Here is a 25,640-nt window from a genome sequence, read left to right as displayed (position 1 = left end):
GAATATGTTCCATTCTTGCGTCACCTCCGTTGCTTTTGGGGAGTTTCCAGGATGCCGCAGGAAAAGATGGATGAATCTAGAAACGCCGCCCTCTCCCCGTCCGACCTGAAGATACTCCGCATCCTTCAGGCGGACGGCCGGATTTCGAATGTGGATCTGGCTCGGAAAGTGAATATGAGCCAGGCAACCTGCTTTCGAAAAACGCAGCGCCTTTTCGATGAAGGCTACATCAAGGAAGTCCGTGCGGAACTGGATCCGCAGAAGCTGAGCCGGGCCGCCCTGATCTTCGTCGGTGTCGTGCTCGACCGATCGACGCCCGAATCCTTCGCTGCTTTCGAAGCGGCCATACTCGAAATACCAATGGTCCTCGATTGCCACCTCGTCGCGGGTGACTTCGATTATTTTCTGAAAATCCGTGTCGAGGACATGGCTGCCTTCAACCGGCTGCACGGCAACAAGCTTATTGCACTTCCGTCGGTCCGCCAGACACGCACATTCTTCGTCATGCGCGAAGTGATCGACAACGCGCCATTCACCGTTTGAGCGACAATTTCGGCGCTGGCCTTGCCCGCCGCTGCGATTTGAACGATCCTTTCATAGCTATGGGCGATAGTGGGTGGACAGGATCCATATCGGCCCCATTCTCTATGATATCAGTCAAGTTTTACGGCCAAATAGGAAGGACATTCGACCGCCCTCCGATTACAATGGGCGCACCCTACTGAATTTGTGCACGGAGTGTTGAATGCTGTCCGACTTCGAACGCTATCCCCTGACTTTCGGTCCGACCCCGATCGAGCGCCTTGGTCGTCTGACGGACCATCTCGGTGGGAAGGTGGAGCTGTTCGCAAAGCGCGAGGACTGCAATTCCGGCCTGGCCCTTGGCGGCAACAAGCTGCGCAAGCTCGAATATATCGTCCCCGACGCTATCGCGAGCGGGGCCGACACGCTCGTTTCGATCGGCGGCGTGCAATCCAATCATACTCGCCTCGTCGCGGCGGTGGCTGCGAAGATCGGCATGAAGTGCCACGTCATCCAGGAAAGCTGGGTACCGCATGAGGACGCCGTCTATGATCGCGTCGGCAACATATTGCTGTCCCGCATCATGGGTGCGCAAGTCAGCCTGGTCGACGAAGGTTTCGACATCGGCATCCGCGATTCCTGGGTAAAGGCGCTGGACGAGGTGAAGGCCAAAGGCGGCATTCCCTATGCGATTCCGGCCGGTGCGTCCGTCCACAAATTCGGCGGCCTCGGCTATGCCGGCTTCGCCGAGGAAGTGCGCCAGCAGGAAGAGGCGCTCGGCTACGCATTCGATTATGTCGTCGTCTGCACCGTCACCGGCTCCACCCATGCCGGCATGGTCGCAGGCTTTGCTCTACAGGGGCGGCAACGCAATGTGATCGGCATCGATGCCTCCTGCACCCCCGCCCAGACCCATGCCCAGGTCCTGCAGATTGCGCAGAACACCTCCGCCTTGATCGGCGGACCGGAGATCGTCGCCGACGATATCGTCATCAAGGAGGATTATGCCTATCCCGTCTATGGCGTGCCGTCGCAGGAAACGCTTGAGGCGATCCGGCTGTGCGCACGGCTGGAGGGGATGATCACCGATCCCGTCTATGAAGGCAAATCGATGCAGGGCCTGATCGACCTCGTCAAGAAAGGCTATTTCCCGGAGGGCGCGCGCGTGCTTTACGCCCATCTCGGCGGCGCGCCGGCGATCAACGGCTACAGCTATACTTTCCGAAACGGCTGATGGTCATGTCTGCCACGCGAACCGACCGGCGCGTGCAATCCGTTCGAAGGTCCGGCCTGCGCGCGATCATCTTGTTCACCCTGTTCCTCGGACTCGCGATCGCGGCTTTTGCCGGTCCCATCCCGCCGGCGCCGGAGTTTCCGCGCGGGACGGTCGTTGAAACGATCCACCATGTCGCCGTCGCCGATCCCTATCGCCGACTGGAGAATGGCGACGATCCCGCCGTCCGGGCGTGGAGCGATGCGCAAAATGCCCGTACGCGCGCCTATCTGGATATGCTCCCCGGTCGCACAGAGGTCGCCGCCAAGCTGGCCCGGATGCTGAGGACGGCCTCGCCCTATACCAGCCAGCTAAAGGCGCGCGGCGTGCATATATTCGGCCTCCGCAGCGACCCGACGAAACAGCAGCCCTTGCTGGTCGTCATGCCGTCCTCGGGCGATGTTTCGCAGGCGCGCACGATCGTCGATCCCAACCGCCTGGATCCCGGCGGCGGCATCATGATCGACTGGTACGCGCCATCCCCGGACGGGAGCAAGGTCGCCGTCTCGCTTTCGAAAAACGGCAGCGAGGAAGGAAGGCTGCACCTCTACGAAACGGCGTCCGGGCGGGAGATTGGCGAGCCCATCGATCGCGTCCATCAGCCCACCGGCCTTGGCGCGGCCGCCTGGGCCGCGAATGGCCGGGGCTTCTGGTACACGCTTTATCCTGGGGAGGATGCGCCACCGGCCGAACGCCGGTTCAACGTCGCGGTCTACTTTCACGAATTGGGTACGCCCGTCGCATCGGACGTTCGGGTGCTTTCGGCGAAGGAGGGCGTGCCGCGCACCGGAATGATCTTCCTCGACGACGGCGCAGGCGCGCCTGCGACCCTGGCATCCGTCCAGTTCGGCGACGGCGGCCGCTGGCAGCAATATGTGCTGCGCGAAGGCCAGCCGGCATTGAGAATTGCCGCCTATGCGGATCGGGTGATTGCCGGCGCCGTCGCCAAGGACGGCACGATTTACGGCGTGTCGCGCAAGAACGCGCCGATGGGCAAGGTGTTGAGGCTGCCCGCACCTTATGCCGGGGGCTTCGGAGCCGCGAAGACCATCATCGCCGCGCGCCCCGATGCCGCGATCGTCGATGGCGGCGAGTTCGGCGCGCCTTTGAAAGTCGATGGCCGCCGCATCTATGTGACGCGGATCTCTGGGGGGCCGATCGGCACCGCTGTCTATTCCGATCGCGGCCGGCGCATCGCCACCTTGCCCGCCCCGCCCATCTCCTCGATCGATGAGGTGGTGCCGTTGCCGGGCGGCGACGTGCTTTATTCGGTCGAGACTTTTGTCGATCCGCCGCATTTCATGCGCTGGTCGCCGAACACCGGCAAAGCCGCAAGGACGCGCATCGCAATGACGTCCCCGGTCTCCTATGACGATGCAACGGTCGCCCGCGTCTACGCACGGTCGAAGGACGGGACCAGGATCCCGCTCAATATCCTCGCGAAGAAAGGTGTGAAGCTGGACGGCCGCAATCCGACCCTGCTCTACGCTTATGGCGGCTTCGGAGCGAACATGTCGCCAAGCTTTTCGACCGGATTTCGAAGGATGTGGCTGGATGCCGGCGGCGTCTATGTGATCGTCAACATTCGCGGCGGCGGCGAATATGGCGATGATTGGCACCAGCAAGGCATGCTGGGCAGGAAGCAGAATGTCTTCGACGATTTCGCCGCGGCTGCGGAAACCATGATCGCGCTCGGTTATACCAGCCGCTCCAAACTGGCGATGCGCGGCGTCTCGAATGGCGGCCTGCTGATGGGCGCGATAGTCACCCAGCATCCCGGCCTGGCCAGGGCCGTCGTCGGCCGTGTCGGCGTCTACGACATGCTGCGGCTCGAGCAGGACGAGAATGGGGCATTCAACGTCGGTGAGTTCGGTTCGGTCAAAGATCCCGAACAGTTCAAACGGCTTCACGATTATTCGCCCGCCCATCACGTCGTGCCGGGGAAAGTCTATCCTGCGGTCCTCCTTATGACCGGCGCCAATGACGGCCGCGTCAATCCGATGCATTCACGCAAATTCGCCGCATTGCTGCAGGCGGCGCAGGCCGAACCCCGCCACCCCATCCTGTTGCGAACCTCCCAGACGAGCGGTCACGGCATCGGTACATCGCTCGACGAGCAGATCGACCAGGACACGGACGAGCTCATGTTCCTCTACGATCAGCTCGGCATGAGCGTCGAACAGGCGGCAAAAGAATAGACCAGGAGGCGAAGCCTGATCCGCTCGTGCCTCTTCAGCCGCCTCGCACAGCGGCAAGCCGCCGCCTGATATCCGCATCGCTCGGCGCGCCCCGTGCCGCCTGCTCCAGCAGCGCCAGGCCCTGGGCCTTGTTCTTGCCGCTCTTGAACAAAAGCCACCCATAGGTGTCGGCGGTGGCGGGATTGTTCCTGTCCAATTGCCAGGCGCGGCGGGCGAGGGGGAGGGCGCGATCATGGTCGCCCGTCTCCGAATAGGCCCATGCGAGATTGTTGAGCAGGGTCGCGTCGCGATTGCCGATGCGGAGCCTCAGATTTTCGTAGATGCGGATGGCGCCGTCCCAACCTTCGGCCTGCATCAGGCTGTTGGCGGCCAGCATCTGCGCCGGCACGTTCTGCGGGTTCTGCTGGAGGAACAGGCGGAGCACCAAAGCTGCGCCGGCCTGATCCCCCGCATTGCGCAAAGCCTCGATCAGCCGCAGCGCCACCGGTTCGGTGAAGCTGAGATTCGCCGCCCGCCGATAGGCGCCAGCGGCGGCCGCGAAATCGCCCTGGATGCCGAAGGCGTCGCCGACCAGCATATGGGTTTCCGGCGTGCCCGGATGGGCTGCCTGCAGCCGGCGGGACCTCTGCAGCGCTTCGCCGCCGAGGCCGGTCGCGAGCAGCCCGCGGATCAGCCTGATCTGCAGCCCGGCATCGTCGGGCGCAGCGTCCGCGTCGGCCCGCCAGGCGTCGAGCGTCTGCGGGTCGAGCGGATCCGCCAGCAGCGCGGAGGCGTTGCGGGACGCGGGTTGCGCGGCCCGGGCATAATATAAGGAGGCGCCTTCGCGGTCGCCCTTGCTGGCCAGCGCCTGCCCCATCAAAGTCAACGTATAGGCATCGGCGTCGGGCCGGTCGGCGAGCGGCCGGAGCACGGCCAGCACGGCGTCGGCGTCGCCGGCCCGCATATGCGCGGCGGCCAGCAGCCGCCGTGCCTTGCCATTGTCCGGCTGCAGCGCGACCAGCCGGTCAAGCCACTTCACCGCTTCGGCGGTGCTGCCCGTCTCGAACGCAATCGCCCCCGCCAGCAGCATCGCCGCCGGCTGATCGTCGAGCGCTCCCTTGGTGCGCCGGAAGATGGCATCGGCCAGTTCGAAATTCCGGCCGCGCGCGGCCAGCATTGCCTGCAGGTAATAAGCCACCGGATTGCCCGGCGCGATCGCCAGCACCTTGCGCGCATCGGCGAGCATGGCGCCCATCCGGCCGAGATCGCCATAAGTGATGGCCCGTTCGAGCAGGACGCCGACATTGTCGGGATCGATCTCGATCGCCCGGTCGAACCAGGGCAAGGCGGCGCCGAGCCCATATTGACGGCGCGTAAGCTCGCCGCGAAGCGTCAGCGCCTCGACGCTGCGCGGGTCCAGTTTCGCTGCCTTGTCGGCGGCGGCGATGGCTGCGGCAAGGTCGCCCGTGCTGCGGCGGAAGCGGGCGAGATCGGTCCAGGCGGCGCTATCCGACGGGGCCGCTGCCAGCGCATCCTCGAAGGCGGCAAGGGCGTCCTGCTCGTCCCCCAGCAGCATCGCCGCGCGTCCGCGCATGCGGGCGGCATAAGCGGCATAAGCCGGCCCCGCCTGCTTCGCTTCGGCGACGGCGCGGTCGGGCTGGTCCTGGAGGATCAGCGCATGCGCCATCAGATGGCCGGTGTCGGAAACCGAAACGCCCAATTGCCGGGCCCGCACCAATTCCGCCTCGGCGGCGATGCCGTCGCCGAGCTGGAGATAGGTCAGGGCCTGGGCGATACGGATCCGCCCGTTGCCGGGCTGCGCCTTGATCGCGTTGAGGAATTCGATGCGGGCGGTGCGCGGCTGGCCCTGCTCCAGCGCCAGCAGGCCTTTCCTGTAAGCCGCCTCGGCCGATTCGTCGCCTTGGACGTTCGAACATGCGGCCGCCGCCAGCAGCGCCGGCAGGACAAGGCACAGGCTCCGTCTCAACGCTGCAGCCCATATTGCTTGAGCAGATCGTAGAGCGTCGGCCGGCTGATGCCGAGAAGCTTCGCGGTGCTGGAGATATTGTTGTCGTTCCGCGCCAGCGCCTGGCGGATCGCGCGCCGATCGGCATGTTCGCGCGCGGCCTTCAGGTTGAACGGCAGTGCTTCCTCGGCTTGCGGGCCGAGGTCGAGGTCCTGCGCGCTGATCAGCTTGCCGTCGGCCATGATCACCGCCCGCTTCATCCTGTTCTCCAGCTCGCGGACATTGCCGGGCCAGGGCCATTGGTCGATCGCCGTCATCGCCTCCGGCGAAATCCCCTTCACCTGCGGGTTCATCTCGCGGGAAAAGCGGTGCAGGAAATGCTTGGCGAGCAGGATCGAATCGCCCGGCCGTTCGGCGAGCGTGGGGATGGTCACGACGATCTCGGCGAGCCGGTAGAACAGATCCTCGCGGAAGCTGCCGGCCTTGATCATCTCCGGCAGGTCCTGGTGGGTGGCGCAGACGATGCGCGTGTCGACCGCGATCGGCTTGCGGCCGCCGATCCGCTCGATCACCCGTTCCTGCAGGAAGCGCAGCAATTTAACCTGGAGCGGCAGCGGGATGTCGCCGACCTCGTCGAGGAACAATGTCCCGCCTTCGGCCAGCTCGATCTTGCCTTCGGTCGTCTTGACCGCGCCCGTGAAGGCGCCCTTTTCGTAACCGAACAGTTCCGATTCCAGGAGGTTTTCCGGGATTGCGGCGCAATTGATGGCGATGAAATTGCCGGCCTTGCGGCGGCTGGCATTGTGGAGGCCGCGGGCGAGCAATTCCTTGCCTGTGCCGCTGGCGCCCAGCAGCATGACCGAGACGTCGGTATTGGCGACGCGCTCGATCGTGCGGGCGACCTTCAGCATTTCCGGCGCGGCGGTGATCATCGTGCCCAGCACGGTGCGATCCTCGCCGATCTGCTCCTCCAGCCGCCTGTTCTCCGCTTCGATGCCGTGAAGCTGGAAGGCGCGGCGGACAATCAGGCCGAGCTGATCGATGTCGACCGGCTTCTGGTAGAAATCATAGGCGCCGCCGGCGATGGCGCGGAGCGCGCTTTCGCGGGCGCCATGGCCGGATGCGACGATCACCTTGGTGTCCGGCTTCAGCGACAGGATGCTGTCCAAAGTGGCGAAACCCTCGCTCACCCCGTTCGGATCGGGCGGAAGGCCGAGGTCGAGGGTGACGACCGCCGGTTCCTCGGCGCGCAGCAGGTCGATCGCCGCATTCCGGTCGGAAGCGACGAATACTTCATAATCGTCATAGGCCCAGCGCAGCTGGCGCTGCAGCCCTTCATCGTCCTCGACGATCAGCAGCTTGGCCTTGGCCTCTTCGTTCATGCGCTCATCCGTTGATAGCCGGGAGACGCCTTTGTCTCTCCAAGCGGTAAAAAGACGGTGAAGCGGCTGCCTTCACCGACACGGCTTTCGACCTCGATCCGGCCGCCCATGGTGGCGACCAGCGTCCGCGCCTCGAAGGCGCCGACGCCGAACCCGTCATCCTTGGTCGATGCGAAGGGCTGGAACAGGCGGGTGCGGACGAAATCGGCCGACATGCCGGTCCCGCGGTCGATGATGTCGATCGCGACCTCGCCGCCGCGTTGATCATGATATAGCGTGACCGGCCGGCCGGCCGGGCTGGCATCGATCGCGTTCTGGACCAGATGCTCCAGCGCCTGTTCCAGCCGCACCGGATCGGCGATCGCGACAAGGTCGGCCTCGCCTTTGATTTCGATCCGATGCGCGCGCTTCCTGGTCTCCGCGACGGCGGCGACAATGTCCGCCACCCGGATCGGGCGCGGCGCCTCGGCCTCGACATTGTTGCCGCGCGACAGACGGGCGAGAAGGTCGTTCATCTTCTTCACCGATCCCTGCAGCGTGGCGATCATGTCCGCGCGGAACTCGGGATTGTCGGCATGGCGTTCGGCATTGCGGGCGACCAAGGCGAGCTGGCTCACCAGATTCTTGATGTCGTGGATGATGAAGGCGAAACGGCGGTTGAATTCGTCGAACCGCTGGACATTGGCCAATGCCTCCTGGCCGCGCGCCTCGGCCAGATAGCTTGCCGCCTGGATGCCGGCGGTGCGGAAGAGATCGAAATCTTCCCAGTCGAGCGGCCGCCGGACGAGCGGATGGTCGAGCACGACCAGCCCGACCAGCCGGTCGTTGTGGAGCAAGGGCACGCCCGCCCAGGCCGATCCGAAGGCGCGCAGGCCGTCCTGGATGGCGACTGCCTTTCCGTCCTGCCGAGCCCCTGCGGCCGTGTCGAAATCGATGATATGGGCGCTGGTCTCGAGGAAGCGGATCAGGGCTGCGTCCCCCACCGTCCCCGGCGGCGTTTGCAGATGCCAGTTCCAGCGCGCGCCGATGGCAAGCCGGCCATGATCGTCCGGGACCAGCAGCAATCCGCCCGGCGAATCGGCGATGTCGGCCATCGCCTTGACGATCCGTTCGTCCAGCGGCGCCTGGCTTTCGCCGGCCAGGCCGATGGTGCGGGTGAAGCGCAGCCATTCCTGGCGATAATCGTAGCGATGCTCGAACAGATGCTTGCTCAGGATGACCCGCAGCCACGCCCGCAACCGACCGGACGGCAACAGGATGCCCGCCGTGATCGTCATCGCCAGGACAAGGCCGATTTGGCCGATGCGGACCCAGTCGCCGCCGATGATCTCCATCGCCCGCGTCGCCGACATCATCAGGATCAGATAGGAAAGGATGGCGATGACCGAGATCGACTGGAAGGTCGCCGCCCGGCTGATATGGACCCGCCACTGCGTATTGCGCCTGCTCGCCAGCGCGAACAGCGGGACGATCATGGCCATGATCGCGCCGCGCATCGCGAACAGATCCTCGGCCGGGCTGCGCGTCAGATAGGCGGTGGTGTAAAGATGGATGTCGTAGATCCACATCGCCGCCAGCGCGAGCGCGGGCATTCCGATCGCCCAGCGCGAATCGCGGGCGGCCTGGCCATAGAGATTGTGGACGAGCACCAGGGAACCCGCGGCGATGGTGAGGCCGATGATCTGCTTGGTCGACAGCAGGGCCTGGTAGATGATCGGGTTGCCGGCAAATTCCGGAAGGACGCCGGCGATAGTGATCTGGAACCCTATGACGCCCGCCACGGTCGCATAAACGGGCTTCACCGCCTTCTGCCGTTCGTCCTCCGCCGCGCCGCGCACGATCGCGTACATGAAGGCGAGGAAGGCGAAGTTGCGGCCGCTTTCCGCCAATCCCGACAATATGTCATTGCTCCCGAGCATGGCGACGAAGATCGCCCAGGCCGAGGTGATGGCGAAGGCCCCCACCAGCTGCCTGTTGCCGTGCCGGAGATTCCAGTGGCGGAGCTGCCAGACGGCCAGCACGCCGAACAGGATCGCAGCGAGCGCGTGGCTCCAGAAGCCGATCAGGGCGACCATCAGCGCGCGCCCTCCGGCCACATCACCACCCGAACCGTCTGCAGCAGGATCAGCAGGTCGAGGAAGGGCGTGTAATTCTTGGCGTAATAAAGGTCATATTCCAGCTTCTGCCGGGCATCCTCGACCGACGCGCCATAAGGGAAATTGATCTGCGCCCAGCCGGTGATGCCCGGCTTCACGACATGGCGCTCGGCGTAGAAAGGAAGCCGCGCTTCCAGGTCGGCGACGAACTGCGGACGTTCGGGGCGCGGCCCGACCAGGCTCATCTCGCCCTTCAGCACCGTCCACGCCTGGGGCAGCTCGTCGATGCGGAGCTTGCGGATGATATTGCCGATGCGGGTGACGCGGGGATCGTCCTTCTGCGCCCACACCGCCTGGCCGCCGACCTCGGCATCCTGCCGCATCGAACGGATCTTCAGGATTTCGAACGGTTCGCCGTAGCGGCCGACCCGGCGCTGGCGGAAAAAGGCGGGGCCCTCGCTTTCCAGCTTCACCAGCAGCGCTGTCAGCAGGATGACGGGTGCGAAGATCGCCAGGATGACGCCGCTGACGAGGATGTCGAACAGCCTCTTGCCCGCGCTCGAAAGCCGCCGTCCGGCGGAAAAGCCGTCGGAAAAGATCAGCCAGGAGGGGCTGACGCTGTCGAGGTCGACGCGGCCGGTCTCGCGTTCGAGGAACGATGAGATTTCGTTGACATGGACACCCGTCGTCTTGACCCGCAGCAGATCGGCCAGCGGCAAGGCGTTGCGCCGTTCCTCCAGCGCCAGCACGACTTCGCCGATGCCGAGGCGAACGACATGGTCGGCAAGGCTGTTGATGGCCGAACGGTTGAGGGCATGGGCGACCGCCACGGGCCCGTCGTTCATGGCGACATAGCCGGCGATGGTGAAGCCCGCGCCTTCGCGCCGCGCCAGCGCTTCCAGGCGCGCGGCGCGCGGGCCGGCGCCAAGCACCAGCACCCGGCGCTTGAACGCCTCGCCGCCCAGGGCGCGGCCGATCATGATGCGGACGATAAAGGTCGCCGCCAGCGCCAGCATCATCGCGTAGAGCAGGTTGGAGCGCCAGAAGGTCAGCGCCGGGACGAAGAAGAAGATGAGCGAGAGCAGGATCACGCCCAGCGACACCGCGACGAACAGGCGGGCCGTCGCGATCCGCATCGATTGCAGCGAATCGGCGGCGTAGACGCCGACCCCCACCATCGCCAGCTGCAGCGTGATTGCAAAGGTGAGGAGTTGCGGCAGCCGCGCCGGATCGGGCGCGGCGTCTACCTTGATCTGCCAGAGGCGAAGCAACCAGCCCGCCTCTCCCGCCAGGACGAGCAGGACGAAATCGATCAGTCCCAGCAGCAGCACGGTGTGCGGAACATAATGTTTGAACAGCCGGACCATCAGGCGGCCGCCACCCTGCCCGGGAGGGAATGTGTAAGATTTGCCGACATGCTTTCGCAGTGTCGCTCAAATTGACAAATATTTTCTGAAGGCCGCGTTCACCCTTGCCTGTCAGGGTGCGATGCCGCGTGCGGCGCACAAGCGGGATGATATCGCAAGGTGGCCCGATGCCTCACGCGATCGTGCGCCACCTTGCGGAATTCGAATATCCTCTTCGGTCCTAATCCGTGCTTTTGGTTCCTTGGCCTTTGGCCTTTTTCGAACGGCCTCCGCTGCCCGATTTGGACCGCGAACGGGCGATCGGAATGGCCGCGGCCGCGATCGCGCCTGCGACCAGCGCGGCGCCGGCGGCAACGGCTGTTTTGGGATGGGCCTTGGCTGTGTCGGCCAGCTTGCCGGCCTTGTCGGAGAAGAATGCGGATGTGGACTTGCCTTCCGCCGCCCTGGTCTCCGCGTCGTCGGTCGCTGGGTTGGGGCCGGCATGGGGCATGGCTGAATTGGGGATATGGGACATAGGGGCTCCTTCTGATCGGCGTCGAAAAAGCAACGAAACGCCGCGGCCATCGGTTCCGCATCCGGGCTTCCGTCGGCCACGACTGGCCAGAATACTTCCCCGGCCCCGGTTGCCCGGCAAAGATCAGCCCTTGGCCAGCACGTCCAGGGCCGCCGTCACCATCGCTTCGGTCGCGGTCGAGATGACGGGCTCCGCATCCGGCGCCCAGAACGGACTGTGCAGCGATGGCAGCTTTGCCGGATCGCCGCCGGCTTCGTCCCATTTCGCCTTGGGTACGCCGCCCACCCAGAAGATCATGCTCTCGATGTCCTTGTCGACGAGATGATATCGGCCGAAATCCTCTCCCGCCATCACCGGCGCCACCCGGACCACCCGGTTGGCGCCGAATCGCTGGGTGAAGAGCGCCGTCGCCTTCTGCGTCAACGTCTCGGTGTTGACGGTGGCGGGCGTATATTCCCCGTCGCGGATCGTGACGGTCGGCATCTTGTCCTCCGGCATGCCGGCGGCGATCGCTTCCCCGCGGACGATGCGCTGGATCCCGTCGAGCAGCAGCTTGCGCGTTTCGTCGGTATAGCTGCGGACCGTCAGCAGCAATGTGGCCTCGTCCGAAATGATATTATGCTTGGCGCCGGCGCGGAAACTGCCGACGGTGACGACCGCCGGACTCTGCGGATCGTTCTCGCGGCTGACCAGGGTCTGGAGCGCGCCGACGATCCGGCTGCCGAGGACGATCGGGTCCCTGGTGGTGTGCGGATAGGCGCCGTGACCCCCCACGCCCTTCACGAATATGTCCACCGAATCGACGTTGGCGAAAGTCGGCCCCACCGAATAGCCGATCGTTCCCGCCGGGAGGCTGGCGGAATCGTGGAAGGCGACGACATGGGTCGGCTTGGGAAAGCGCGTATAGAGGCCGTCGTCCAGCATCGCCTTGGCCCCGACTCCCATTTCCTCTCCGGGCTGGAGGATCATCACCAACGTGCCGGACCATCGATCCTTCATGGCTGCCAGTCGGCGCGCCGTGCCGATCCAGCTGGTCATATGGGTGTCGTGGCCGCAGGCATGCATGATGCCGCTTTCCGTGCCGGTCACGCTGGTCGCGCGTACCTTGCTCGCGAAGGGAAGGCCGGTCTGCTCGACGACCGGCAATCCGTCCATGTCGGCGCGGATCATCAGGACCGGCCCCGGCCCATTCTTCATGACCGCGACCACCCCGGTCTTGCCGACTCCTGTGGTGACGTCGAAGCCCAGCTTCTTCGCCTCTGCGGCCAGTTTGGCGGAGGTCTTCACCTCCTGCATGCTGAGCTCCGGATTGGCATGGAGATCCCGATAGAGGGCCATCAGCGACGGCATGTCCTGGCGCACCTGGTCGGCGAGCATGTCGGCCCGGGCCGGCGCAGCGAACATGGTCATGGTCAGCAAAGCGGGGATCAGGGCTTTCATTCGGATTCCTCTCTTGGACTTCATTGCGCGCGGCGATTGCTATCGGCTGGGGACGAGCTCGATCACGTCGATCAGCGATTCGAAACTTGGATAGGGCAGGACCAGCCGCCAGCGGCTCTCACCGATCCGCTCCACCAGCCCGGCCATGTCGCGCTCGCGGTCATGGCTATAGCTGAACACGCCCTTCTCGTCGCCGAGCTGGAGCGTGCCGAGGAAGATCATCCGCCGGTCGTTTTCGGGGAAGAGCCGTCCGACGGGGCGCTGGGAGCCGGTCAGCTTGACGAATTGGAGGCCGTCGCTTGCCTGCGTGACCCGGCAATCGAAGGGCGGATAGGCGACATAGTCGAGCAGTCCTTCCGACTTCGCGCCGATCTTGATGGTGCGGCAGCGATAGTCGCCTGTCGGCAGCGCCGCTTCGGGAAGGGCGGCGTCGGGCTGCAGCAACATGCCCTCTTTTGAAATTTCGGCGCCGTGGCCGGCGGCGCGGGACTTGGCGAGCGCGCGAACCCAGGCGGTGCGCCATTCCCTCAGTCTTTCGCGGTCCCGCGCAGTGGCGATGCTGCGCCAGTTCTGGGTTTGCGGTTCGCCGGGGCCGACATTTCTCCCGTCGGAGGCGCAGGCGGTCAGAAGCAAGGCGAGCGGGAGGAAGAGCGCCTTATTTTTCATGCCTCCGTTCAACCACCTGCTCACGCCGCCGTCCAGCCGCCGTCCATCGAAAGATTGGCGCCGGTAATGGCCGAGGCCTCGTCGCGGCAGAGGAAGAGGGCGAAGGCGGCGACCTGGTCGACGGTGACGAACTTCTTGGTCGGCTGGGCAGCCAGCAGCACGTCGTTCATCACCTGTTCGCGGGTGAGGCCGCGCGCCGCCATCGTGTCCGGGATCTGGTTTTCGACGAGAGGCGTCCAGACATAGCCGGGGCTGATGCAATTGACGGTCACGCCGCTTGGCGCCGTCTCGAGCGCCACCGCCTTGGTGAGCCCGGCAATGGCATGTTTCGAGGCCACATAAGGCGCCTTGTTCGGGCTCGCGACCAGCGAGTGGGCCGAAGCCGTGCTGATGATCCGGCCCCAGCCCTTCGCCTTCATGCCGGGAAGTGCGAGACGGATGGCGTGGAAGGCGGCGCTGAGATTGAGGGCGATGATCAGATCCCATTTGTCGACGGGGAATTGGTCGATCGGGGCCACGTGCTGCATGCCCGCGTTGTTGATCAGGATATCCGCACCGCCGAGCGCATCCGCATCGGCGATCAGGCCGCCAATCTCCTCCGGCTTGGTCAGGTCGGCGCCATTATGACGAACCTCGGCGCCGCTTGCCGCGCCAAGCTCGGCCATGATCCGATCGATCGCTTCGCGGTCGCCGAAACCGTTGAGGACGATGCTGGCACCCTCCGCCGCAAGCGCCCGTGCGCAGGCAAGGCCGATGCCGGACGTGGAGCCTGTGACGAGGGCGGTCTTGCCTTTGAGGAACATCGGTGCGCCTTATGCGGGTGGTGCCGGACCTTTCGTCGCAGTCGCGGCGAAATGCAACCGGTCGAGGTCTCCGGACATTCAGGCTCCGGCGAATATGGCGGGAGAAGGCTTTCATGCGATTTGGCGGACGCAGGACCAGCAGCAATGTGGAAAGCGGCGGGAGCCGCGGCGGCTTCGGCCTGCCGATGGGCGGCGGAGGCATCCGCCTGGGCGGAGGCGGGCTCGGCTGCGGCGGGATTGTCCTGCTGATCGTCATTTCGCTCGTCTTCGGCATCAATCCGATGTCGCTGATCGAAGGCGGCCCGTCCGGCGTGCCACATGGCCAGCCGGCCCCCGGCGGCGAGACGCCCGAGGATATTTGCGGCGCCGACCAGGTCACGCGCTTTTCCTGTCAGGTGCTGGCCTCCACGGAGGATCGCTGGACCGAATTGTTCGCTGCGGCGGGCCAGCGCTACCGGCCGCCGACGCTGCGTTTCTATCGCGGCGGCGACATGTCGGCCTGCGGCGCTGCGCAGTCGGCGATGGGCCCCTTCTACTGCCCGGCCGATCGGCGCATCTTCCTTGATACGAGCTTCTTCGAGGAACTGGCGCAAAGGTTCGAGGCTCCGGGCGATTTCGCCCAGGCCTATGTGATTGCGCATGAGGTGGGCCATCATATCCAGAATCTCGACGGCACCAATGAACGGGTTCGGGCCATGCAGGCGCGCGCCGGGCGGGCCGAGGGCAATAGGTTGAGCGTGGCGATGGAATTGCAGGCGGATTGCCTGGCCGGCGTCTGGGCCGCGACCGAGAAAAGCGCCTGGGAGCCCGGCGACGTCGAGGAGGGGCTTCGCGCCGCGTCGGCGATCGGGGACGATCGGCTGCAGCAGCAGTCGCAGGGCTATGCGGTTCCGGAAAGTTTCACCCACGGCTCGTCGGAGCAGAGGATGCAATGGCTGCAGCGCGGCATGCGGAGCGGCGATCCGGCTTCGTGCGACACGTTCGGCGGATAGAGCCTCCGCTCAACCCTTTTTCAGAAATGTCCGGATCCACTGGCCGAGACGGGCGCCGTCCCCGGCTTGGTCGAGCGACGCGATCGCCGCATCGGGGTCCGGCAGGCGCCGCCTCCGGCACTCGATCAGTGCCTTGCCGAATGCAGGCTCGAATTCGGGGTGGGGCTGGAGGGATATGGCCGGTTGGTCCTGGTAGGCGATCAGGCCGAATGGCGTGAAGTCGCTGCCGGCCAGCACCGTCGCCTTGGGCGGCGGTTCGACGACCTGGTCCTGATGGGACACGATCGCGGCGAAGGACGGAACCGGATCCATCCAGTCCGCGATTTTCCGCACGTCGTAGCGATGGAGGCCGATGCCCCAGCCCCTGTCCGATTTCTCGACGCGGCCGCCGAACGTTTCCGCCATCAATTGGTGGCCGAAGCAGATGCCGACCAGTTTCGCCTTACCCTTTGCCGAACGCAGGAAATCCCGGAGCGGGGGAAGCCAGTCATGATCCTCATAGACACCGGCGGAAGAGCCGGTGATCAGATAGGCGTCCTGGTCCTCGACCGTTCCCGGCAGCGTTCCGGTCACCACGTCATAGCTGGTCGCGTCGAAGCCGGTGCCGAGCATGCCCCGGAACATGTCGTCATATTGGCCGAAGCGCGGAATGAGGGGAGCGGGCGGAGCGCCCGTGCGCAGGATGCCGATCTTCATGGGGGGTCTCTAAATTTCCGGCGGGGCCCGCGCAATCGCCTCGGTCATTCCTTCTCGAAGGCGCGCATCATTCGGCGGCGAGCAGGCGCTCGGCGCCGCCCAGGTCGACGCTGACCAACCGGCTGATGCCCCTTTCCACCATGGTCACGCCGAACAGGCGATGCATCCGGCTCATCGTCACCGCATTGTGGGTCACGATCAGGTAGCGCGTGTCCGTTTCGCCCGTCATCCGGTCGAGCAGGTCGCAAAATCGCTCGATATTGGCATCGTCCAGCGGCGCGTCGACCTCGTCGAGGACGCAGATCGGCGCGGGGTTGGTAAGGAACAAGGCGAAGATCAGGGCGACGGCGGTGAGCGCCTGCTCCCCGCCCGAAAGCAGAGTGAGTGCGGACAGTCTTTTGCCCGGCGGCTGCGCCATGATTTCGAGGCCGGCCTCCAGCGGGTCGTCGGATTCCACCAGCTCCAGATGGGCCTGGCCGCCGTCGAACAGGGTCGTGAACAGGCTGCGGAAGTGGCGGTCGACAGCCTCGAAGGCAGCAAGCAGGCGCGCACGCCCTTCGCGGTTGAGGCTGCCGATCGATCCGCGCAGCCGGTTGATGGCCAGGCCGAGTTCTTCCCGTTCCGCCTGACTCGATAGCCGCCCTTCCTCGAGCTCCTCTAGCTCCCGTTCGGCAACCAGATTGACCGGCCCGATCCGCTCCCGCTCTGCACTGAGCCGCTCGTGGCGGGCGGATTCGCCGCCTGCGGATTCGATGGTCGCCTCGTCGAAGCCGAGCTTCTCGGAAAGCAAGGGCGGCGGACATTCGAAGCGCTCGCCGGAGATGCGCGCCATTTCGATCCGCCGCGATTCCTGGTTTTCGTGACGGGCGACCGCGCCGGCACGCGCTTCGCGGGCGCTTGCCAATATCTCGGCGACTTCCACGAGGCGGGCCTCAGTCGTGCGCAGCGCCGCTTCGCTCTCGCGTTCGGCCGCCAGCGCAGCCTCGCTGGCGGCGGCTGCTTCCGCCGTCTCGCTTTCCATCTCTTCCAGGCGCGCGGCCAAGGCGGCGGGCGCGTCGGCCAGCTTCGCGGCCTCCTGCTCGGCCTCGTCGATGCGCCGGCCCATTTCCACGTGGCGTTTGCCCGCATCGGTCGCGCGGACCTGCCAGTCGGCGCTTTCCTTGCGGGCCGCGTCCTGCCGCTGCTTGTCGGCGCTGACCGCGCGGGCGTGGGTAGCGGCCTCGGCGCGGACTTCGGCCAGCGCGGCCTGGGCGGCTTCCGCCTTGACGCGAAGATCGGCGACGCGCGCATCGGTTTCCTGGGGATCGGGAAGCGCGGCCGCGATCGCTTCGGCCTCGGACAGCGATTTGCGGGCATCGGCAAGATCCGCGTCGGCCTGGGCGATGCGTTCGGCCAGGCCGGTGCGGCGTATGTCGAGCCGTTCGAGCGCGGTGGTTGCGGCATCCTCTTCCCGCCCGGCATCGCGGATCGCGGCCGCGGCATCGGCCTCGCTGCGCCGCGCCGCATCCGCCGCATCGCGCGACCGGGTCATTTCGGCAAGGGCGGCGTCGATCCGTCGCTGGGCTTCGCCGACGGACGCGGCGGCCGCCGGAATCGCCTTTTCGATCTCGGCCAACCGATTGACCCGGATCAGGCGCTCCGCCGCTGCTGCACCGAGCCCGCTCGCGACATAGCCGTCCCAGCGCCTCAGCCGCCCGTCGCGCGTCACCAGGCGCTGGCCGACCGCAAGCGGCACGCCGTCATCCTCTTCGGCGACGACGATCTGGGCCAGCCGCCGGGCCAGAGCGGGAGGGGCCTCGACATGGTCGCGAAGCGGAACATGGCTGGGCGGCAGACGCGGATCCGAAGCCAGGATCTCCGTCCCTTGCCACCGGCGCGGTCCGTCCCCGTCGAGCGCCGCCTCCAGATCGTCGCCCAGCGCCGCGGCCAAAGCGCGCTCATAGCCTGGCGCCACTTTCAGATGGTTGATGGCGCGGTCGCCGCTGCTGCCCTCGACCGTCTCCAGGAGCGCCTTCGCCTCCGATTCGAGCGCGGCCAGCGCCGCCCGCGCCGACGCGCCTTCGCTTTCCGCTTGGTCCCGGTCGGCCGCCAATTGCTGGCGCCGGGCTTCCGCGGCGGAGATCGCCTCGCCCGCCTCCGTCAATCTCGCCTCGGCCTGCTCGCGCCGCAGAGCGGCCGCGCGACGCGCTTCGACCAGCGGCGTCTCGTCGCCCAATTCCTGCAATTGCGCCTGCAGTCGCGCCGCCTCCTCCTGGGCGCGGCCCAATTTGGTGCGGGCCCCGCTTAGGCTGGCCTGGGCCACTTGCGTCTCGGCCTGTTCGGCCGCCTGGGCGGCACGGGCCCTGGCAAGGGCGGCTTCGGCCTCGCGCGATTTGTCCTCCAGCGCGACGGTGCGGACGTCGATCGTGCCCCGGCTCGCTTCGGCGGCGGCGAGCCGGGCGGCGATCTCGTTCGCTTCTTCCGCCAGCCTGGCCAAGGCGGCCTCGGCATCCCTGCCAAGCGATTCCTCGCGGTTGCGATCCGCCGCGAGCGCGGAACGGCGATCGCCGAGTTCTCTGATCCTGCGGCTGATCGTGTCGCGTTCCGCCCGCAGCGCGGCGAGCTTGTGGCCGAGCGCCGACGATTGTTCGCGGGCTTCCTGCGCCGCCCTGCGCCGCTGCGCCAGGGCCTGTGCCGCCTCGCTTTGATAGGCCGCGGCGCCGCGCTGCAGCTCTGCCGCCTTCTCGACCGCGGCCACGGCCGTCTCGGCTTCCTTCTGGGCGGCATCGGCGGCCTCGGAAGCCTCGCGCCAGCGGGCGAAGATCATCCGTCCTTCCGCGATCCGGATCTGGTCCGAAAGCTTGCGGTAGCGTTCGGCTGCCTTGGCCTGGCGGCGCAGCGCGGCCGACCTCTGCTCCATGTCGCCAAGCAATTCGTCGAGCCGCGTGAGGTTGGCCTCGGCTGCGCGCAATTTGCCTTCGGCATCCTTGCGGCGGACGTGGAGGCCGGCAATGCCCGCCGCTTCCTCCAGCATCAGCCGGCGTTCGGTCGGCTTGGCCGCGATCACGGCGCTGATCTTGCCCTGGCTGACCAGGGCCGGCGAATGGGCGCCGGTCGCGGCATCGGCGAAGAGCAAGGCGACATCCTTGGCGCGGACGTCGCGGCCATTGACGCGATAGGCGGAGCCGGCGCCCCGCTCGATTCGCCGGGTGACTTCGACATCGCCATGCTGGCTGACGCCAAGATCGCCCGGAAGATCTTCGGCGAAGCGTTCGACGAGCAGGGAGACTTCGGCGAAATCGCGCGCCGGCCGGGACGCGGTGCCGGCGAATATGACATCGTCCATCCCCGATCCGCGCATCGATTTGGGCGAGGATTCGCCCATCACCCAGCGGATCGCCTCGAGGACGTTGGACTTCCCGCAGCCATTGGGTCCGACCACCCCGGTCAGGCCCGGCTCGATGCGCAGCTCGGCCGGCTCGACGAAGCTCTTGAAGCCGGAAAGCTTCAGGCGCTTTATCTGCAAGGCGCGCCCCCGCTCAATCTCAGTCTCCGGCTTGCCGGATCAGCGGCTCCAGCTCCGCCCATTCATGCGCCACCACCTTCTCGCCGTTGATCAGGAAGGCGGGGGTGCCCGTTATGCCCATGGCGCCGGCTGCCCGCGCCATTTCGCTCAGGCGATTCTGCTTGTCCTTGTCGGCAAAGCATTGCCGCGCCTTTTGTCGCGTCACGCCGGACCGGCCGGCGAGGGCAAGGATGCCGGATGCATTCGCGACTGCCAGGAATTGGTCGGCTTGCGGCAGGGCGCTGATCCGTTTCTTCTCGGCCTCGCTGATCGCGCCGATCTTGCCGACCCACTCGGCTTGGGTCGCATAAAGGCCTTCCGTAACGCGGAAATAGCCCGTCGGACCGGCGCAGCGCGAAAGCAAGGCGGCAATGCCGTCGATGCCGTTCAGCACCAGGTTGCGGAATTCGAAGCTGACCTTCCCGCTCTTCACATGATTGGCGACCAGAGGCGGCACGCCGTCCTTGGCGAAATGGGCGCAATGCGGACAGGTCAGGGATCCATATTCGATCAGCTTCACCGGCGCGTCGGGATTGCCCATACGAAAGCCGCCTTCCGTCGTGGCCACGACATTATGGCTCCAATCCTTCTGGGCGCCAGCCTTGGCTGGCTGAGCGGGGGTCGCCGCGGGTGCGGCCAGCGCGAAAAGAGCGATGGCCGGAAGCAGGAAGCGCGGCCTCACCTTATTGCACCGCCTGGCGCAGCTTGGGTTCCAGGGCCGCCCAGCTCGACGCATTCTCGACGATCTTGCCGTTGATGAAGAAGCTCGGTGTCCCGGTCACGCCGTCCTTATTGCCCTGCTCGGTGATCGCCGCGACCTTCTGCAGGCCCTCCGGGTCGGAAAGACATGAATTGAGCTTGGCTTCGGGCATGCCCCGCTGGCGGAAGAATTGATCGAGCCCGGCGGCGCGTACCAGGGCTTCCGTCTTGTCCTGCGGCGACAGGCCTTCCAGTTGCTGCAGCTGTTCGGGCGGCAGCGCCTGCAGCCGTGCCATCCAGTTGGGCTGGTCGGCGTAAAGCTGCTCGGTCAGGCGGAAGAAGGGACCGGCTCCCTGGCAGCGCAGCAGCATCGACAGGCCTGGATCCGTGGGGAACAGGAGATAGGGTCTGAATTCCCAGCTTACCTGGCCGCTTTTGACATAGGTGTCGCGAAGCGGCGCCGAGGCTTCTTCGGTGAAGACCGCGCAATGGCCGCAGGTGAAGGACCCATATTCGACCAGTTTCACCGGCGCGTCGGGATTGCCCATGCGGAAACCGCCTTCCGCCGTCTCGACCACCGTCTGGGTCCAATCGCCGTTGGGCGCCTGGATCTGCGGCAGCGGCGCGCTGCTATTGCCTCCGGCGACTTCATTTCCGCTCTGGTCGCTGCCGCACGCCGCGACGAGAAGCAACATCGTCGCGCTGATCAAAAGCCTCATATCTTCTTCTCTCCACCAATTCTGCCGATCACTTTCATCGTTCCGGTGCCCGCGGCCGGTGCCGGCTCTTCCCCGGCCGCCACGCCGCGCGCTAGCGATTCCAGGCATGCACGAAGCTCCGGATCGACGATCTCCCGCAGCGAATCGCCCAGCGCGGCCGGGATCGGCCGGAGCGAAGGCGCTGCTGCGCGCGACTTTGCCTTGTCCAGCTGAACCATTCCTTGCCGGAATGCGATGCGGTCGACCGCCTTGTAGCCGAAGAACCGGTTCACGCGCTCGATGATTGCCGGCGCGACATGCTGCATCATCGGCGCATGGGCCCCCTCGACGATCAGGGTCAATATGCCTTCGGCGCGCTTGCCGGCGGGAAAGCGGATCGATTCCGGCGACGATACGGCGGCGTAGCGCTCGCCGACGATTTCGCGCCAGCGGCTGACCACGGACGATTGGACGAAGCCGAAGCGCCGGAACGCCATCCGGCCGACCTCGGGGACCATGTCGGAAACCGCGCGCGGGCGCCGGGCCCTTGCGACCTCCGTCTTCCCCTTTGTCGTTCCGCCCGATTTCGTCATCCGCGCCAGCATGGCATAAGCGGCCCATGACAGTCGATGCATCAAATGCCCTGCTGGATTGGTATGCTGTGGATAAAAGGCAGCTTCCATGGCGGGCGACCGGCGGCGAGCGCCCCGATCCCTATCGGATCTGGCTGTCGGAAGTGATGCTGCAGCAGACCACGGTCGCGGCGGTGCGGGCCTATTACGAAAAATTCACATCGCGCTGGCCGACCGTCGAAGCGCTTGCCGCCGCCGAGGATGGGGAGGTGATGGCCGCCTGGGCGGGGCTGGGTTATTATGCCCGAGCGCGCAACCTGCTCGCCTGCGCCAGGATCGTCGCCCGCGATCATGGCGGCCGTTTTCCGGAGGATGAGGCCGGTCTCGCCCTTCTTCCCGGCATCGGCCGCTACACGTCCGCGGCGATCGCCGCGATCGCCTTCGGACGCAGGGCGGTGGTCGTGGATGCCAATGTCGAGCGCGTCGTCGCCCGGTTGTTCGCGGTGAAGACGGCGTTGCCGGAGGCCCGGCCCACGCTCTACGAGCTGGCGGAGTCCATCACGCCGGAGGGAGGCAGTGGAGATTTCGCGCAGGCGATGATGGACCTCGGCGCCACCATCTGCACCCCGCGGGCGCCCGCCTGCGGCATCTGCCCGCTCGTCTCCCACTGTCGGGCCCGTACCGAAGGGAGCCCGGAAACCTATCCGGTCAAGGCGCCCAAGGCGCCCAGGCCGCGCCGCCAGGGCATCGCCTATTGGCTCGAACATGACGATCATGTGCTGCTCGTCCGCCGGCCGCCAACTGGCCTGCTCGGCGGGATGCTCGCACTGCCGACCGAAGCGGCCCCCGCCGCCGCCCATTGGAACGAGGCAGGTTCGGTCGAACATGTCTTCACCCATTTCGCGCTCAGCATGACATTGCTTTGCGCCGCATCGGCGGATCGGCGTGATGACGGAATCTGGTGGCCGATCGAACGGATCGGCGAGGCGGGCCTGCCGACTTTGTTCGCCAAGCTTGCGGCGCGCGGGCAGGAATGGCGGCTGGCCGCATGAGCCCGATCCGGCCGGGCTTTACCGGCGCAGGCCTGGATCGCGCCGATCGACTTCGCCTCGACGAGGCGCGGCTGGACGCGTTGGCGGCAAGTGCTTCGGCGCGTCTGCTTCGGCTGGCGGCGCTGGATCCGGTGCTGGATGGCGACGGGCGGCTCTGCTGGGATCCGATGACCGAGCGTGTGGCTGAAACCGGACTGATCTTTTTGGGGCTCGATGGCGAACGACCGCTTTTCGCTCCGATCGCTTCGGCGGATCCCGGGCAGCGGGCTTGGTCGGTTTTTCACATTCTGGCGGCGATGGCGCCCGCGGACGCAGCTTTATGGGGTGGTGCCCGCAGTCTGATCGGATGGCACAACCGCCATCTCTTCTGCGGCCGCTGCGGGACCGGCACCGATGCCTTCCGCGCCGGCTGGGGACGGCGCTGCGGTGGCTGCGGCCTCGAACATTTTCCTCGGATCGATCCGGTGGTGATCATGCTTGCGGAACATGGCGGGCGCGTGCTGCTCGGGCGGCAGCCCGGCTATCCGCCGCGGCGCTTTTCCGCCCTCGCAGGATTTGTCGAGCCCGGCGAATCGATCGAGGAAGCGGTCGCCCGGGAACTCGGTGAGGAAGCCGGATTGGAGGTCGGGGACGTTCGCTACGTCGCGAGCCAGCCCTGGCCCTTTCCCGGTCAGTTGATGATCGCCTGTTTCGCCCGCGCGCGCGACGATCGGCTGACGATCGACCGGGATGAGCTGGAAGCGGCGATGTGGGTGGACCGCGCCGACGTTCTCGCCGCGCTCGCCGGCGATCCGGAGGCGCCGTTCCTCGCGCCTCCTCCCTTCGCGATAGCCCATAGTCTGCTCGTCCATTGGGCGCAGGCTGCGGAGCCGCTTGCGGCGGGCGCGACCCGCCTCTAAAGGGGCTCCCAAAATTCCATCATGCGCGATGAGCCCGCGCGTCCCCGGAGGTAATGAAGCGGCATGGACAATCGCACGAACACGATTGCTGGCTGGGTGCTTGGCGCAGGAATAATCGCGCTGGGTGCCTCGATCGTCACTGGCGAACTCTTTCACGGCGAGCGCCCGGAGACGATGGGCTATCCGATCGAAGGGGTGGTCGAGGAAGGGGCGGGCGCTGCCGAAGCCGAAAAGCCGATCGCTTTCTATCTCGCGTCCGCGGATGCGGCCGCGGGCGCGCAGGTGTTCAAGAAATGCGCCGCCTGCCACACGATCAACCAGGGCGGCGCCAACGGCGTCGGTCCCAATCTGTGGGCCTCGATGGGCAAGCCGATGGCCCATGTCCCCGGTTTCCCTTATTCGGACGCTCTGAAGTCCAAGGGCCTCAGCTGGGATTGGGAAACGATGAACCATTGGGTGCAATCGCCCAAGGAACTGGTGCCCGGCACCAAGATGACCTTCGCCGGCCTTTCCAAGCCGGAGGATCGCGCCAACCTCCTCGCCTATCTCAACAGCCAGGGTTCGAACCTGCCTGTGCCGCCGCCGCCGGCCGCCGAAGGCAATCCGGCCGAGATCGCCGCCGAAGAAGCGGATGCCCCCGCCGCAGGCGACAAGGCGACGGACGTTCCGGTGCCGACCGAAGCCCAGGCCGCCAAGCAGCCGGAAGGCAATGTCGGCGGCGAAGGTGCGCCGGCAGTGACCGGCACGTCCAAGCAGGAGCGCCACTGACACTGCGGACTCGCATTGTTCCCGAGCCGGGCGGATTCATCCGTCGGCACGGAAAAGGACCGAAGATCGAAACATGTCCGGACTCGGTTCGGTCCGATCGGACGTCGGCGAAGCTGAGGGAGTCGGATGGCAAGCAGCAAGGCGGCGACGCCGCAAGCCTATCTCGCCGAGCTTCCCGCCGATCGGGCCCCCTTGATTTCCGACGTTCGCGATTTCGTGAACAGCCATATCCCGGAGGGTTATGCCGAGCGCATGAACTGGGGGATGATCAGCTGGGAAGTGCCGCTCGAAACCTATCCGGACACCTATAACGGTCAGCCGCTGCTGTTTGCGGCGCTTGCCGCGCAAAAGAATTATAACGCGCTTTATCTCAACTGCATCTCGCCGGCCGATGGCGGGAACAGGCCGTTGAAAGAGGCTTATGCGGCCGCTGGCAAGAAGCTCGACATGGGCAGGAGTTGCTTGAGATTCAAAACCAGGGACCAGCTGGTGGAGGATGCGATAGCCGAAATGATCGCGGCCATGCCGGTCGCCCTCTTCATCGCCCGCTATGAAGCGCGCCGTTCGAAATAGGGCGTTTCAGCAGCCCGGGCCGCCATTCTTCTCATAATGTTCGCAGACATGGGCCCAGGCCTCTTCGGCGGTCTCGACGAAGGTGAACAGCGACAGGTCGTTGGGAGAAATGGTCCCTTCCTCGGCCAGCGCTTCGAAATTCACGACCCGCTGCCAGAATTCCTTGCCGAAGAAGAGGATCGGAAGCGGCGCGATCTTGCCGGTCTGGATCAGGGTCAGGAGTTCGAAGGATTCGTCGAACGTGCCGAACCCGCCCGGAAAGATGGCGACGGCGCGGGCGCGCAGCAGGAAATGCATCTTGCGAAGTGCGAAATAATGGAACTGGAAGCTCAGCGCCGGTGTGACGTAGCGGTTGGGCAATTGTTCGTGAGGCAGGACGATATTGAGCCCGATCGATTCCTTGCCTTCGTCGGCGGCACCGCGATTCGCTGCTTCCATGATCGATGGACCGCCGCCCGAACAGACCACGAAATGGCTCTTGCCGTCGGCGTCGCACGACACCTGGCTCGCCAGCCGCGCCAGCTTTCGCGCTTCGTCGTAATATTTCGCCTTTGCCTTCAGCCGTTCGGCGATCCGGCGCTGGCGATCCGTCGCGGCCGCCTCGATGATCGCATCCGCCTTCGAAGGTTCGGGGATACGCGCCGAACCGTAAAAGACGAAGGTCGAAGCGATGTTCGCCTGGTCGAGCAGCAATTCGGGTTTCAGCAATTCCAGCTGAAAGCGGACCGGGCGCAGATCCTCGCGCAGCAGGAAATCCATGTCTTGGAAGGCGAGGCGGTAGGCCGGATGCTCCGTCTGCGGGCTCGACGTCGTCTGGCTGGCGACTTCGGCTTCCTCCCGCGCCGGAGAGAAGCCGCGCTTGGGCGGTACGATTTCAGTCATCGCCGTTCCCTAAGGTCCAAACCGGATCCCGACAATGGCCGGGGCCTGGCCTGTTCGTG

22 protein-coding genes are annotated in these 25,640 nt (G+C 65.9%); 8 read left to right on the top strand and 14 right to left on the bottom strand.

All coding sequences use genetic code 11. The annotated features are described in order from the left end of the window. Window positions 1-66: 66 nt before the first annotated feature. The 3 genes from RQX22_RS09490 to RQX22_RS09480 all read left to right on the top strand — a co-directional run bounded on the left by RQX22_RS09490 (window position 67) and on the right by RQX22_RS09480 (window position 3,993). Window positions 67-543, top strand: coding sequence for an Lrp/AsnC family transcriptional regulator (locus RQX22_RS09490; protein ID WP_315725872.1), 477 nt, complete (start codon window positions 67-69; stop codon window positions 541-543). Between the two features lie 202 nt (window positions 544-745). Further along, window positions 746-1,756 carry a 1-aminocyclopropane-1-carboxylate deaminase gene (locus RQX22_RS09485; RefSeq protein ID WP_315725871.1) on the top strand — a complete coding sequence of 337 codons (1,011 nt, stop codon included), beginning with the start codon at window positions 746-748 and terminating at the stop codon, window positions 1,754-1,756. Window positions 1,757-1,761: 5 nt separating this feature from the next. Continuing rightward, window positions 1,762-3,993, top strand: a complete 2,232-nt coding sequence (locus RQX22_RS09480; RefSeq protein WP_315725869.1) for a prolyl oligopeptidase family serine peptidase — start codon at window positions 1,762-1,764, stop codon at window positions 3,991-3,993. Window positions 3,994-4,027: 34 nt separating this feature from the next. Here RQX22_RS09480 and RQX22_RS09475 read toward each other — a convergent pair whose 3' ends face one another. From RQX22_RS09475 to RQX22_RS09440, 8 genes are all read right to left on the bottom strand, one after another. Then, entirely contained in the window at window positions 4,028-5,959 is a 1,932-nt protein-coding gene (locus RQX22_RS09475; RefSeq protein WP_315725867.1) for a tetratricopeptide repeat protein, read from the bottom strand. Next, on the bottom strand, window positions 5,956-7,320 hold the full coding sequence (prsR, locus tag RQX22_RS09470) for a PEP-CTERM-box response regulator transcription factor (RefSeq protein WP_315725865.1): 1,365 nt from the start codon (window positions 7,318-7,320) through the stop codon (window positions 5,956-5,958). Before prsR ends, RQX22_RS09475 begins: the two co-directional genes overlap by 4 nt. Then, window positions 7,317-9,395 (bottom strand): XrtA/PEP-CTERM system histidine kinase PrsK, encoded by a 2,079-nt coding sequence (prsK, locus tag RQX22_RS09465; protein WP_315725863.1) that lies wholly within the window; start codon window positions 9,393-9,395, stop codon window positions 7,317-7,319. Before prsK ends, prsR begins: the two co-directional genes overlap by 4 nt. Beyond that, window positions 9,395-10,783, bottom strand: coding sequence for a TIGR03013 family XrtA/PEP-CTERM system glycosyltransferase (locus RQX22_RS09460; RefSeq protein WP_315725861.1), 1,389 nt, complete (start codon window positions 10,781-10,783; stop codon window positions 9,395-9,397). Before RQX22_RS09460 ends, prsK begins: the two co-directional genes overlap by 1 nt. 220 nt (window positions 10,784-11,003) lie before the next feature. Further along, window positions 11,004-11,297 (bottom strand): hypothetical protein, encoded by a 294-nt coding sequence (locus tag RQX22_RS09455; RefSeq protein ID WP_315725859.1) that lies wholly within the window; start codon window positions 11,295-11,297, stop codon window positions 11,004-11,006. A 123-nt stretch (window positions 11,298-11,420) separates the two neighbouring features. After that, window positions 11,421-12,737, bottom strand: a complete 1,317-nt coding sequence (locus RQX22_RS09450; RefSeq protein ID WP_315725857.1) for an amidohydrolase — start codon at window positions 12,735-12,737, stop codon at window positions 11,421-11,423. A gap of 39 nt (window positions 12,738-12,776) precedes the next feature. After that, complete coding sequence (locus tag RQX22_RS09445; protein WP_315725855.1) at window positions 12,777-13,403, bottom strand: DUF4893 domain-containing protein; 627 nt, start codon at window positions 13,401-13,403, stop codon at window positions 12,777-12,779. A 20-nt stretch (window positions 13,404-13,423) separates the two neighbouring features. Beyond that, a complete protein-coding gene (locus RQX22_RS09440; RefSeq protein ID WP_315725853.1) occupies window positions 13,424-14,206 on the bottom strand; it encodes a 3-hydroxybutyrate dehydrogenase in 783 nt (260 codons plus the stop codon). Between the two features lie 113 nt (window positions 14,207-14,319). Here RQX22_RS09440 and ypfJ point away from each other — a divergent pair, with 113 nt between their 5' ends. Continuing rightward, window positions 14,320-15,198: a KPN_02809 family neutral zinc metallopeptidase gene (gene ypfJ / locus RQX22_RS09435; RefSeq protein ID WP_315725852.1), complete on the top strand. Its 879-nt coding sequence runs from the start codon at window positions 14,320-14,322 to the stop codon at window positions 15,196-15,198. A gap of 9 nt (window positions 15,199-15,207) precedes the next feature. Here ypfJ and RQX22_RS09430 read toward each other — a convergent pair whose 3' ends face one another. From RQX22_RS09430 to RQX22_RS09410, 5 genes are all read right to left on the bottom strand, one after another. Continuing rightward, complete coding sequence (locus tag RQX22_RS09430) at window positions 15,208-15,894, bottom strand: glutamine amidotransferase-related protein (protein WP_315725850.1); 687 nt, start codon at window positions 15,892-15,894, stop codon at window positions 15,208-15,210. A gap of 67 nt (window positions 15,895-15,961) precedes the next feature. Then, window positions 15,962-19,399, bottom strand: coding sequence for a chromosome segregation protein SMC (gene smc, locus RQX22_RS09425; protein ID WP_315725848.1), 3,438 nt, complete (start codon window positions 19,397-19,399; stop codon window positions 15,962-15,964). Between the two features lie 19 nt (window positions 19,400-19,418). Beyond that, window positions 19,419-20,120: a thioredoxin domain-containing protein gene (locus RQX22_RS09420; RefSeq protein WP_315725846.1), complete on the bottom strand. Its 702-nt coding sequence runs from the start codon at window positions 20,118-20,120 to the stop codon at window positions 19,419-19,421. Between the two features lies 1 nt (window position 20,121). Then, window positions 20,122-20,856, bottom strand: a complete 735-nt coding sequence (locus RQX22_RS09415; RefSeq protein ID WP_315725844.1) for a DsbA family protein — start codon at window positions 20,854-20,856, stop codon at window positions 20,122-20,124. Further along, window positions 20,853-21,470 carry a DUF721 domain-containing protein gene (locus RQX22_RS09410; protein ID WP_410001626.1) on the bottom strand — a complete coding sequence of 206 codons (618 nt, stop codon included), beginning with the start codon at window positions 21,468-21,470 and terminating at the stop codon, window positions 20,853-20,855. The genes RQX22_RS09415 and RQX22_RS09410 overlap by 4 nt, the downstream gene beginning before the upstream one ends. Here RQX22_RS09410 and mutY point away from each other — a divergent pair. The 4 genes from mutY (at window position 21,455) to RQX22_RS09390 (ending at window position 24,699) form a co-directional block, all read left to right on the top strand. Further along, window positions 21,455-22,459 (top strand): A/G-specific adenine glycosylase, encoded by a 1,005-nt coding sequence (mutY, locus tag RQX22_RS09405; protein ID WP_315725843.1) that lies wholly within the window; start codon window positions 21,455-21,457, stop codon window positions 22,457-22,459. The two genes, RQX22_RS09410 and mutY, sit on opposite strands and share 16 nt — an antisense overlap. Beyond that, entirely contained in the window at window positions 22,441-23,358 is a 918-nt protein-coding gene (nudC, locus tag RQX22_RS09400) for an NAD(+) diphosphatase (RefSeq protein WP_315725842.1), read from the top strand. The genes mutY and nudC overlap by 19 nt, the downstream gene beginning before the upstream one ends. 63 nt (window positions 23,359-23,421) lie before the next feature. Further along, a complete protein-coding gene (locus tag RQX22_RS09395) occupies window positions 23,422-24,126 on the top strand; it encodes a c-type cytochrome (RefSeq protein WP_315725841.1) in 705 nt (234 codons plus the stop codon). 126 nt (window positions 24,127-24,252) lie between these two features. Beyond that, on the top strand, window positions 24,253-24,699 hold the full coding sequence (locus RQX22_RS09390) for a DUF1801 domain-containing protein (RefSeq protein WP_315725839.1): 447 nt from the start codon (window positions 24,253-24,255) through the stop codon (window positions 24,697-24,699). 6 nt (window positions 24,700-24,705) lie between these two features. Here the strand turns inward: RQX22_RS09390 and RQX22_RS09385 are convergent, their stop codons facing one another. Further along, the gene (locus RQX22_RS09385; RefSeq protein ID WP_315725838.1) at window positions 24,706-25,581 is read right to left on the bottom strand and encodes an LOG family protein; all 876 of its coding nucleotides are present in this window, start codon (window positions 25,579-25,581) and stop codon (window positions 24,706-24,708) included. Between the last annotated feature and the right edge of the window lie 59 nt (window positions 25,582-25,640).

Source organism: Sphingosinicella rhizophila (genome assembly GCF_032378825.1).
GTDB classification, from domain to species: domain Bacteria; phylum Pseudomonadota; class Alphaproteobacteria; order Sphingomonadales; family Sphingomonadaceae; genus Allosphingosinicella; species Allosphingosinicella rhizophila.
Note: the sequence above shows the minus strand (reverse complement) of the source record. Positions and strands in the feature narration are given on the sequence as shown.